Below are 11655 nucleotides of genomic sequence, written 5' to 3'. Positions count from 1 at the left end.
CTCGGTGGTTTAATCATTAGTTTATTTTTTCAATTGTAATGTTACGATAGATGTCCATGTATTCGTCAGCCGAAACATCCCAGCTGTAATCCCCGTTCATTCCATTTTTCACAATTTTCTTCCAGTGGTCGGGTTCGCGATACAACTTCTGAGCACGGCGGATCGTGTTCATCATGTCATGTGCGTTAAAGCTGGTAAATGAGAAGCCGTTCCCTTCACCGTTGAACTCATTGTATGCCTGCACGGTATCGTTAAGACCACCCGTTTCACGGACAAGCGGCACACTGCCATACCGAAGTGCTAACAGCTGACTTATGCCACACGGTTCAAACTTCGAAGGCATGAGAAATATATCGCTGCCTGCATAGAAACGACGGGATAATCCATCGTTGAACTTGATTTGGGCTGACATTTTCAATGGGTAACGATAGGATGCCTCCCGGAACCAATGCTCATAGGCGGGATCCCCCGTTCCCAATACGGCAAACTGGATATCGTCGTAATACAACAGCTCATCCAGAATACGACATACCAGATCAAGCCCTTTAGAGTCAACAAGACGGGTAACCATCACCATCAATGGTGCGTCTGGACGGACAGGCAGCCCGAGCTCCTTTTGTAGCTCGATCTTGTTCTCCGTTTTCTTGGATAAGCTTGTTCTGTACTTGACCGGGATTTTATTGTCAGTCGCCGGGTTATAGCTCTTGGTATCAATACCATTCACAATTCCGGTAAAACGTTCGCCAAGCGAGCTAAGCAAACCGTCCAAGCCATAGCCGTAATAGGATGTTTTCACTTCCTGTGCATATGTTGGGCTTACTGTTGTTACATGGTCTGAATATACAATACCTGATTTCAGGAAATTGACATTACCATAATATTCTGCGCCGTCCATGGTGAAATATCGATCGTCCAGCTCAAGCAGATCACTGAATAACGAATGTGGGAATACACCTTGATACAACAGATTATGTATGGTGAATACGGTACGTATCTCACTATAGAATGGCTCATGTGCGTAATGCGCCTTCAGCAGCAGCGGAATCATTCCGGCATGCCAGTCATGACTATGCAGCACATCCGGCTTGAAGTCCAGTAGAGGCAATACTTCGAGTACCGCGCGATTGAAGAAAGCAAATCTCTCCCCATCATCCATATATCCGTAGACACCGTCACGGCCAAAATAATATTCATTATCGACAAAGTAGATCGGAATACCGTCATGGACGATCATTTCAATACCGCAGTATTGTCTGCGCCAGCCGAGTGGAACATCTGTTACGATAACCGGCTTCATGGCCTCCTTATATTCGTCAGGGATCCCTTTATATTTGGGCAAAATGACTCGAACATCTGCCCCGGCCTTTTTCAAGGCTTGAGGCAAAGCTCCAATAACATCAGCGAGTCCACCCGTTTTGATAAATGGATGGCCCTCAGCAGCAGCGAATAAAAGTTTCACGCCTTTTTCCCCCTTTTCGATTTGGCAGTGGTTTGTTTTGTATTTTTTAGTGCTTTTGGTCTGACAGAAGCGACTTCAGTTGCTGTCTCATCCGTTTTCCGACGTGTATTCTTTTTTAGAATAACCACGCTCAGCGGAGGCAAAACAATTTCCAGACTGTGGGGATGACCATGAAAAGGAATCTTTTCGGTAGGTATCTGCATATCATTCAATATACCTGATCCCCCGTAATCGGGATGATCACTGTTCAGAACTTCGGTATACATACCGGGACGCATGACACCAATCCGGTAACGCTCCCGCTTGACCGGCTGGAAGTTCACAAGCACAAGGAGTGTATCCGCAGGTTTTTTTCCTTTGCGTACATATGAAATGACACTTTGGGCATGGTCATCCGGAGTGATCCATTCATATCCGTCCAGGGAATGATCAAGCTCCCACAAAGCTTTTTCGCTCAGGTACAGCTCTGACAGGTCACGTTCAAACTTGTGGAGTTTGCGGTGACTGTCGTAATCCAGCAAGAACCAGTCCAGTTCATCCTCATCTTTCCATTCGATAAACTGGCCAAATTCTCCACCCATAAAGAGCAGTTTTTTGCCTGGGAAAGTCATGAAGTAACCCAAGAAAGCTCGCATGCCCTCAAACTTTTGTTCATACGATCCGGGCATTTTGTCCAGCAAGGACTTTTTGCCATGTACGACTTCGTCATGCGACAGAGGCAGCACATAATTTTCAGAGAAGGAGTAGACCACAGGAAATGTTAGCAAATGATGCTTCGATGGACGATCATGGAATTCCGTTTTCATATAATCCAGCGTATCGTTCATCCAACCCATGTTCCATTTATAATTGAATCCCAGTCCACCTACGTCCACAGGAGAGGTGACCATTGGCCATGCACTGGATTCCTCTGCCATCATTAACGCATAAGGATAATACTTAAATATCGTTTCATTGAGTTGCTGCAAAAAAGCAACCGCTTCTTTATTTTCCAATCCACCGTCTGCATTGGGACGAAATTGGCCAGATTGCTTTTCAAAATCAAGCCTCAGCATGCTGGTAACCGCGTCGACTCGCAGACCATCGAAATGATACATTTCCATCCAGTAAAGGGCATTGGAAATGAGGAAAGAGCGAACTTCCGGTTTGGAATAATCAAAACTCAGTGTGCCCCACCCTGGTTTCTCGGCTAGCAAGGGGTCTGCATATTCGAACAACGGAGAGCCATCAAACAAACGCAGACCATGCGCGTCTTTGGCAAAGTGTGCAGGAACCCAATCGAGCAGTACACCAATTCCAGCCTGGTGAAGCGTGTCCACTAAGTACATTAAATCCTGCGGACCTCCAAAACGGCTTGTCGGTGCGAAGAAGCCCGTACTCTGATACCCCCAAGAAAGGTCATAGGGATGTTCACTAAGCGGCATCATCTCCACATGTGTATATTTCATTTCTAATAAGTAAGGAACGAGCAGATCCGCGATCTCCCTATAACTGTATAGAGAGCCGTCTTCCTTGCGCTTCCATGTTCCGATGTGCATCTCATAAATATGTAAAGGCTTGTTATATACAGCCCTTTGCTTGCGTCTCCATGCACCGTCGTTCCATTTATATCCCTGGATCGAACTTGTGATGGAAGCTGTCCGCGGCCTAACTTCGGCATGAAATGCATACGGGTCTGCTTTCAGCAGTTCTGTTCCGTCTTCCGTTAAAATACGGAATTTGTATAATGTTCCTTCACTGATTTCCGAAAAAAAACGAGTCCAAAATCCAGAATCGGGTATCTTATATAAAGGTTCCTGTTCACCTTTCCAATCATTGCGGTCAAGAGCCAAACCTACTTCTTTGGCATTCGGTGCCCAGACGGTGAAGCGATACCCCTGACGATGATCTTCCGTCGCAGGCTGTGCGCCCAATACTCGATAACTGTGATGAAGGTTTCCTTCATGAAACAAATAGATATCCTCCGGCGAAATGGCCGGATCTGCCAATGGTTGAATGGCCAAGAGATCACCTTCTTCCCCTAGAAAATAGATATAACGTTAACCATTACCCCATTCTAGCCAAGTTGAAAAGAAAAATGACGTGTATAAAAAAATGTTGTAATTTTACAGGAATTTTACAGTATACATCGTTTCAACAGCTCCACTTTGCGTTTATGTAAGTACTACACTGGACAAATATCTTGGGAGGGAAACGATTATGTTTAATAAAGATTGCATCGCTATGCTGTTGGCGGGAGGAGAGGGGAAAAGATTAGCCCCATTGACCTCAAGTATTGCTAAACCCGCTGTACCGTTTGGCGGGCACTACCGGATTATCGATTTTCCTCTCAGCAACTGCGTAAATTCAGGAATCGATACGGTTGGAGTACTGACGCAGTACCAAGCTGAATCTTTGCACGATCACATTGGTGGAGGAGAACCATGGGGACATGGGAATTCGGACGAGGCAGGAATCTCCCTGCTTCCATCTTATCATACAGGAAATGACGAATACTTGGGAACGGCGGATGCCATTTATAAAAATATTGACTATATTGACCAACAAAACCCCGAAAATGTTCTAATTTTGTCGGGAGATCATATTTATCACATGAATTATCGTGACATGTTGGAATCTCACAAAGCAAACGAAGCTGTTGCGACCATTTCTGTAATGGAAGTTCCTTGGGATGAAGCACATCGTTTCGGAATTATGGCTGCGGATGAAAATATGCGTGTGACCGAATTTGCGGAAAAGCCGGCTGAACCAAAAAGTAACCTGGCTTCCATGGGTATTTACATGTTTAACTGGGAGTATCTGAAACGCCATCTTTTGCTGGATGCAGCTAACCCGAATTCCAGTCATGACTTTGGTAAAGACGTAATCCCTCAAATGCTTAATGAAAATAACTCTCTTTACGTGTATAACTTCGATGGTTACTGGAAAGATGTTGGTACTGTGAAAAGCCTATGGGATGCACACATGGATCTGCTGCATAACGAGGAAAACTGGAGCCTGCACAAAGAACACTGGCCGATGTTCACTCGTGACTGGAAAACCAAATTAAGTGCTCACAAAGCTCGTCATTCCCGTGCTGAGCACATGTCGCACATGTCATCCATGGTCCATGAATCCTGCGCCATTGAAGGTCGTGCAGAGCGCTCAGTCATCTTCTGCGGGGCTGAAGTTGGTAAGGGTTCAGAAGTCAAAGAAAGTGTTATTATGCCGAATGCCCGTGTGGGCAGAGGTGTTCACATCGAACGTGCCATTATTGGTGAAGGTGCCATTATCAAGGACGGCGCCATTGTCAAAGGCACTGCTGATGAAATTGTCGTTGTAGGTCCTAATGAGGTCGTATCTGCCAAACCGGCAGTCCGCACTCAGCCTGCACGTATTCTGAAAGAAGTATATGAGAAAACCGGTCGCTTGCGCGCTGGCGAACTCTCTTCATAATACACCAAAAAAGGCAAGCCGCTGATGGCTTGCCTTTTTTGGTGTATTCATGTAATGACACTTGCAAACGAGTGTCTATTCACTTTTACTTTTACCTGTTTCCGAATCCGGTTTAATATGTTGTGCCCCAATCTCCTGCTGGGTTTCAGAGGTGGCTTCATTAGCGGGATGCTCGATTACGATCTCTTCTTCCGGCAGAGCTGGCAGCTCAATCGTGACGGTTGTGCCTGATCCGAGCTCACTTTGCATCGTAATTGTTCCATCATGCAGTTCCACGAGTTCCTGTGTGATGGCAAGCCCCAATCCTGTCCCACCGTTCTGGTGATTCACCTGGAAGAAACGATCGCGTACTTTGATGAGATGCTCTTCGCTGATTCCGATTCCCGTGTCCTGTACGGCCGCTACGATCTTCCCATCCTCTTCTTTTACCGACAAGTAAATCCAGGAATTTTCGTGGGAGAATTTGATCGCATTATCAACGATGTTCAGGAACACCTGTTTCAAGCGATTTCCATCTCCATGCACGTTAAAAGCACGGGTCTCATCTGTATCCAGCTTCAAATGTATTTGCTTCTGTTCCGCTTTGGCCCAAACGTTTAACATCGTTTCCTGCACAATCTCACGAATGCTGACTGTACCTTTGACAAGCTTCATCTGATTTTGCTGCAGCTTGGAGAAATCCAGCATCTCTTCGACAAGTCCGATTAATCGTTCTGTTTCTTTCGAGATGATACTCATCCCGATCCGTGTCTCATCCGGGTCGTATCCACCCGAATCCAACGTTTCACTCCAGCCTTTGATGCTAGTCAGCGGTGTTCTAAGTTCATGGGAAATGGAAGATATAAAATCATCCTTGATCTGATTACTGCGGACAATCTCATGGGCCATAAAATTCAGTGTCGATGCCAGTTCGCCAAGCTCATGTTTGTAGTTCCCTTTAACTCGGACATCCAGACGCCCTCTCGCCATCTGGGCAGATACCGCAGTGATATTGTTAATGGGTCGAACAATGGAGTTCGCCATACCAATGCTGATAATCAGGACAATGGCCAGAACGGCGATCCCGACGGCAACGGCAAGCAATCCCATAACCAGCAGTTTGGAGTTTACATTTTCAAGAGACGTCAAGTATCTTACAATGTACGTATTCTCCCCGCCCAGATCAAGTTTGTGCGATACGGCCATGACTTGCTCACCCGTTCCGGGTTGTCTGCCTACCCATCGTCCTGTATTGCCATTCATAGCCTGCATAATATCACTTGTCTGCATTACGGCCCGATCAGACTCAAAGGCTGCAGAGCTGGCAAGCACTCGTCCGTTGAGATCAAGAATTTCGAGTTCTGTGCTGGATAGCTCCAGATTCGTAAGTAACTTCGACAGATTACCATTATCCGCATTATCCTCGCGGGCAATAGGTTCCAAAAAGTCCTTTGACATGGAAATATGAGAGCTAATGGTATTATAGATACTCTCGTAATAATACCGCTGCACCGCAAGCATAAAAATAAATTCCACCAATAACAGAGCAAGCAGAACTACGAAAAAGTAATGTAGTACAATCTGCCTGGTGATACCTTTTTTAATCATTGCTCCCGGCCCTTCCATTTGTAACCGTGACCCCATACAGTCTGCAGGTATTCAGGTTCGGAAGGATTATTCTCGATTTTCTGGCGTAAGCGGCGAATGTTCACATCCACAATTTTGGGATCTCCCATATATTCTTTGCCCCAGACATGATCCAGGAGCAAATCCCGGCTAAGCGGTGTATTCTCTTTTTCCAGGAAAAATTGAATCAGTGAAAATTCTGTTGGAGTCAATTCAATTAATTCATTTTGTTTTTTAAATTGTTTTGAGATCAGATCCAGAGAAAACGGCCCCGATTGGAAAGTGACCTTAGCTGCGGTCTCCCGGTGCACATTCACTCTGCGTAGCAAGGATTGGATTCGTGCAATCAGTTCGGTCGGGCTGAATGGTTTGCTTACATGATCGTCTGCTCCAACTGAAAGTGCATATACCTTGTCCTGCTCCTGAACCTTTGCTGTTAAGAAAATAATCCCGAGACGCTCATTGGTTTCACGGATACGACGACACACTTCAAAACCGTCAATTCCAGGTACCATGACGTCAAGAAGGGCCAGATCAATATCAGGTACAGTTTGCAAGATGCGAAGCGCTTCATGCCCATCTCCTGCTTCAAGCACTTCGAACCCGTTTCTCTTTAAATTGATGACTATAAAACTGCGGATGGACTCTTCATCCTCAAGAATAAGTACTTTACTCATTAAGTTCTCCCTTTCTGTTCAGCTGAGACATATTATCAAGTAATCCTTCGTTACTATCCTGCGCATTACGTGAAGCAATCACCCGGTCGTTTGTTCGGGTAATCTCTTTCCATCTCTTTCCTTTCTCTTGCTCCCACTGAGAAAACGTGAAATATTTAATTTCACCCACGGTTTCATCCGTATCAATCATTTTAAATCGAATATATTTTTCCTTTTCCGATTTGGTATCAATGGTAATCTTTCCGTACCACTCCGGCTTTAGATTTAAATGAAATAGATTGGCATCATCACGATACTGGAACGAAACAAATTCTTTTCCATCCTTGCCATCCCATTGATAAAAGGTATAAAACCACATGCGGGAGTCAAATACGTAATGTTCCCAGCCTTTTGGCGTTTCCTTTAGTCCAAACTCAATAATACCATCATTGTTGAAATCACCGCTTAAAATTTTGTCATCTCTGTAGGTTTGATCAGGCGATTTGAAGGCATTCACCAGTTTGTTATCTTTCACATAGATAATTTGTGAGAAAGAGCTACGGTCATCCAGCTCTGCGTCGAGTACAATTCCCATCTTACCTTTGGCGATTTCTCCACCAAGAGCATTATAGATCTCTTTAACCGTATAATCGGTCTGTAGTCGATCAACTTCCTTGAAGCTGCCTTCCTCATACTGATATAACGCTACGCTTGCAAAACCAGTGTTATTTATGGCTACAATGGCAAAGTCGCTGTTCCCATCCCCATTCAGATCCAGTGTGTTACCTTGCAAATCGTCAATAATAAACTGGTTATACGGGACACCACCCAATACCTGCTCAAGTGCACCGCCACTATAGGAATATGCAGTCAGTGCTTTCTGCTCTTGCAGACTTACACCGAGAATGATATCCGGGTTTCCATCGTTTGTAACATCCAGGACTTTAAAAGATTGCAATTCACTTCCTGGAACATCAAACGTCAGTTTCTTCACCCACGTATCTCCCTGTTCCTCCAGCAGCATGCCATGAATTCGTACATTCTCATTGGGCGTTTCATAAAATACGATAGCTTCTCGCGTTCCGTCTCCGTCGAGATCTTCAACACGAATCATGCTAGTATTGTTCATGTCTTTGGGACGGATAAGATTGCTCTCTGGCGGCTGCTCCTTCTGAACAACGTAAAACAACTTTTGTTTGTCCGTGGATAACATAGGTTTCTTCATCAAGCCTTTGGGGTCGCTTATAACCGTACATCCGCTAAGAACAGAGCCAAGCACCACGGTGACTGCTCCACACGCTAACAGGCGCCCCCATCTTGAGTTAAGCAATTTCATCACTCATTTCAATAGTTTAAATCATGTTTTTTTCTTTCTGTGTCAGTCTACGTCCACGTATATCAAAGGCGATATTGCCTTCCGCAAGACCCCAGATGCGCGTTGCATGTTTCTCGGCCATCTCAATCGGCAAAACGGCAATGACCGTTGCTCGTTCTTCTTCGCAAAGTTTGCGTAGCGTTTCGAGCACCGTATCAGCGGTATGCGGATCAAGTCCAATCACCGGTTCATCCGCAAGAATCACTTTGGCACCATGAGCGAGTGCACGAGCAATCGCAACACGCTGTTTCTCACCGCCACTTAGCTTTTCTGCCGTTTGATGGGCTTTATCCAGTAGACCAAGCCCTTCAAGATAATCCATGGCACCCATATAATCATCCGAACGGACCATGCCAGTCACCATTCTCCACCAAGGCGTCTGACCTGATCGACCAATCAATACGTTTTTGAGTGCTGATCGCCTAGGATAGAGCTGAGGATTCTGTTCCAAGTATGCCCATTCACGCTTAATTTTCCGTTTGCCGGACCAGCCTTCTTTTAAAATTTCGACACCGTCAACGGTAAATCGGCCGCCATCCCATTTCTCCATCATGGCCAGGCACTTAAGCAGCATGCTTTTTCCACTGCCGCTAGATCCGACTACTCCGATCATTTCACCCTGTTGCATATCAAATCGTATATCCCGTAGAACCGGAACACGGTCCGCTCCAACGGATTTACTCAAATTCTCAACTCTGATCATCGCGATGTCTCCTCTTGTCCATGTTTTTCCCTACTATATAGTGTACTCGGAAATGGACATCAATTTCCATGCGAACACCAGCTTCTATTTTAACACAGAATGAGATATTGGTTTATGCTGGAATAGCACACCTGCAGCACCAAAAAGCAGATACATGCAACCAAGCAGGATAAACATGCTTCCGGGTGAAATCCAGTTGATCATCTGGCCACCCAGATTCGGCCCCACAATACTGCCAATGGTAAAGTGGAACGAGGCCACCACGTTCGCTGCAGGAAGAAGTGCCTTTGGTAAAATATCTGCTGCATAAGCAAGTCCTAATGAAAAGAAGGAACCTACCAGTCCCCCTGCTACCGTCAACAGCACCAGCGTCCACCAGAAGTGAGTCCCGGCCACGGGTACGAGCATGAACATGACCCCGCCTGCAATACCAGCAGACATTAACACCCTTTTCCGCCCAAAGCGGTCACTGAGTATACCGAGAGGTAACTGCAGGAACAATCCTCCGATGCCCACAAACGGCAGCAAAGATGAGATCTGATTGGCATCTAAACCAATCCGCAATCCGTATACCGGGAAATTGCTGTTCATCCCTGCTTCCATATAACCATACAAAAGCGCGGGTATTAACGCATACCAAGCCCAGGCCCAACTGCGACGGAACCGGCGTTCCGGGAGCTGACCATGCTCTGTTTTTTCCGGTTTAGTATCAGGAAGCTTCATTAATACAAGCACAAGCACGGCGCCCATACAAACGAAAAGAACCCAGAACGGCACTGCCTCGCCGAATCCGAGCAGCTTGATGCCCAAAGGCCCTATACTAAAGCCAAGTCCGTAGGACATGCCATATAGGGATATGTAACGACCTCTTTTTTCGGGTGCCGTAACGAGAAGAACCCAGAGCTGAGCGGCATAATGCAACGCGCTATCGCCAATACCAACGACGAGTCGAAGAATAAACCATATTTTGATATCCGGGTAATACGGAAAAAGGATTAGGGGAAACATAACAAATAACAGGCCGCCGACAATCAGTTTTTTAAAACCAACCGCTCCGAGCAGCCGTTCTGCAACCAGAGTCATTGCAAAGGAACCTACATACAGTGCTGCTGCATTGAGGCCGTTTAACCCGGGGGATACCCCTTTTTGCTCCAGAAAAATGGATAGTACAGGAAGCAATAATCCCTGACTTATCCCTGCTACAACTATAACGATAATGAGTATGAGATAGTTGGATGTAGAATGTGATGATTTTGCGACATTAATAGATGACACGAATTTCATTCCTCCTGCGGACAACCAAAAGAAAAATCGCCATCGCTGACGACTTTTCGCATGTTATTCATATTCATTGATGAAGTGTTGATAGACCGATGCATTTGCCCCGGACTTGAACATTATAGTGGACAACGCCCTGCAAAACAAGCCATAATAGTACATAAGTCGCTGCGTACATTTAGTGTGACGGGAGGATTCTGCATCGTTATGACTTATCATGTTAAGATTGATGTTTCACCGATATATGAAATGCTGAACAGTTTTCTTGTATATGTCACGAAAAAATGGATTCAACATCTGGATGTTGGACCCGAATGGATTCTTGAAGTAGAAGGCAAACTAAGTTCCAACGTACGGGCTGCACTCGCACCTGCGTCCACTTGGCCCTTTGATGATTTTGATGTCTTGTTCGCATGGGCTGCCTATCGGACTAGCTCTTCGGAGAATCAGGATTTCCTTAATATGCTTGCGAGTCTGTCTTCAGAAGAATTATTTGCGCGTGTATCTCCTCTTCTGCCGGGTATTACAATAGAAGAAACAAGTCGTATTCGGGACAGTTACGTGCCGCTTCTTCGTCTCTGGGATCAACATTACTGCCAGAACATAAGTGACGATTATCGCACCTGGCTGGAGGAAGACGCTCATGAGAAGCGAATTCTTCTGGACAAAATGGGACCCGAACTGCTTATCGAATATGCTACAGCAGGTGTTATTGTGGAGCCGATGCCCGGATTAGATGAGGTGATTCTTTTCCCCACAGTACATAACCGTCCAATCAATATCTACTGCTTCTACGAAGGCATGATGATTATGCAATATCCTGTTGATACCCCTGAAGAGAATGAAGATCAACCGCCAACCTGTCTACTGCGTTTTACACATGCTTTGGCTGATCCCGAACGGCTTCGCTTGCTTCGTTACGTATCCGATGAGCCGAAATCGCTCGCTGAGATGTGTGAAGAATTGAACAAGGACGAAGACATGGTCAAAGATCAGGTTATGGCGCTGCGTATCGCAGGTTTGCTCCGAACCCATCTGCTCGGCAGTAACCGCAAAGAGAAATACAGTATCCGGCCGGATGGCGTGTCTGAATTAAACATGTTCCTGGAATCCTATATTCGCATATAAATGAGGATGGTACTGG

Annotated in this window: 9 protein-coding genes; 2 read left to right on the top strand and 7 right to left on the bottom strand. The window is 45.6% G+C overall.

Annotated features, from left to right (window positions below; genetic code table 11):
• Positions 1-16: 16 nt before the first annotated feature.
• Complete coding sequence (glgA, locus tag ABGV42_RS03005; RefSeq protein WP_347380311.1) at positions 17-1459, bottom strand: glycogen synthase GlgA; 1443 nt, start codon at positions 1457-1459, stop codon at positions 17-19.
• Positions 1456-3462 (bottom strand): 1,4-alpha-glucan branching protein GlgB, encoded by a 2007-nt coding sequence (gene glgB, locus ABGV42_RS03000; RefSeq protein ID WP_347380310.1) that lies wholly within the window; start codon positions 3460-3462, stop codon positions 1456-1458. The genes glgA and glgB overlap by 4 nt, the downstream gene beginning before the upstream one ends.
• A 196-nt stretch (positions 3463-3658) precedes the next feature.
• On the opposite strand from glgB, the gene ABGV42_RS02995 reads away from it, so the two are divergent.
• Complete coding sequence (locus ABGV42_RS02995; RefSeq protein ID WP_347380309.1) at positions 3659-4894, top strand: glucose-1-phosphate adenylyltransferase; 1236 nt, start codon at positions 3659-3661, stop codon at positions 4892-4894.
• A gap of 75 nt (positions 4895-4969) precedes the next feature.
• On the opposite strand, the gene ABGV42_RS02990 is transcribed toward ABGV42_RS02995, so the two are convergent.
• The 5 genes from ABGV42_RS02990 to ABGV42_RS02970 all read right to left on the bottom strand — a co-directional run bounded on the left by ABGV42_RS02990 (position 4970) and on the right by ABGV42_RS02970 (position 10517).
• Positions 4970-6481, bottom strand: a complete 1512-nt coding sequence (locus ABGV42_RS02990; RefSeq protein ID WP_347380308.1) for a sensor histidine kinase — start codon at positions 6479-6481, stop codon at positions 4970-4972.
• Positions 6478-7176 carry a response regulator transcription factor gene (locus ABGV42_RS02985; RefSeq protein ID WP_095286490.1) on the bottom strand — a complete coding sequence of 233 codons (699 nt, stop codon included), beginning with the start codon at positions 7174-7176 and terminating at the stop codon, positions 6478-6480. The genes ABGV42_RS02990 and ABGV42_RS02985 overlap by 4 nt, the downstream gene beginning before the upstream one ends.
• Positions 7169-8485, bottom strand: a complete 1317-nt coding sequence (locus ABGV42_RS02980) for a hypothetical protein (protein ID WP_347380307.1) — start codon at positions 8483-8485, stop codon at positions 7169-7171. Before ABGV42_RS02980 ends, ABGV42_RS02985 begins: the two co-directional genes overlap by 8 nt.
• Before the next feature lie 22 nt (positions 8486-8507).
• A complete protein-coding gene (locus tag ABGV42_RS02975; protein WP_347380306.1) occupies positions 8508-9233 on the bottom strand; it encodes a phosphonate ABC transporter ATP-binding protein in 726 nt (241 codons plus the stop codon).
• Positions 9234-9317: 84 nt separating this feature from the next.
• Positions 9318-10517 (bottom strand): MFS transporter, encoded by a 1200-nt coding sequence (locus ABGV42_RS02970; protein WP_347380305.1) that lies wholly within the window; start codon positions 10515-10517, stop codon positions 9318-9320.
• Positions 10518-10718: 201 nt separating this feature from the next.
• Between ABGV42_RS02970 and ABGV42_RS02965 the strand changes: the two genes are divergently transcribed.
• Entirely contained in the window at positions 10719-11639 is a 921-nt protein-coding gene (locus ABGV42_RS02965) for an ArsR/SmtB family transcription factor (protein WP_347380304.1), read from the top strand.
• Positions 11640-11655: the final 16 nt, after the last annotated feature.

The organism is Paenibacillus pabuli (assembly GCF_039831995.1).
Classification (GTDB): domain Bacteria; phylum Bacillota; class Bacilli; order Paenibacillales; family Paenibacillaceae; genus Paenibacillus; species Paenibacillus pabuli_C.
Note: the sequence above shows the minus strand (reverse complement) of the source record. Positions and strands in the feature narration are given on the sequence as shown.

Bases quoted from the DNA above. Each gene is read 5' to 3' on its own strand.
- ABGV42_RS02975 (WP_347380306.1), bottom strand. From the start codon at position 9,233: ATGATCAGAGTTGAGAATTTGAGTAAATCCGTTGGAGCGGACCGTGTT.
- ABGV42_RS02965 (WP_347380304.1), top strand. From the start codon at position 10,719: ATGACTTATCATGTTAAGATTGATGTTTCACCGATATATGAAATGCTG.
- ABGV42_RS02985 (WP_095286490.1), bottom strand. From the start codon at position 7,176: ATGAGTAAAGTACTTATTCTTGAGGATGAAGAGTCCATCCGCAGTTTT.
- ABGV42_RS02970 (WP_347380305.1), bottom strand. From the start codon at position 10,517: ATGAAATTCGTGTCATCTATTAATGTCGCAAAATCATCACATTCTACA.
- ABGV42_RS02990 (WP_347380308.1), bottom strand. From the start codon at position 6,481: ATGATTAAAAAAGGTATCACCAGGCAGATTGTACTACATTACTTTTTC.
- ABGV42_RS02995 (WP_347380309.1), top strand. From the start codon at position 3,659: ATGTTTAATAAAGATTGCATCGCTATGCTGTTGGCGGGAGGAGAGGGG.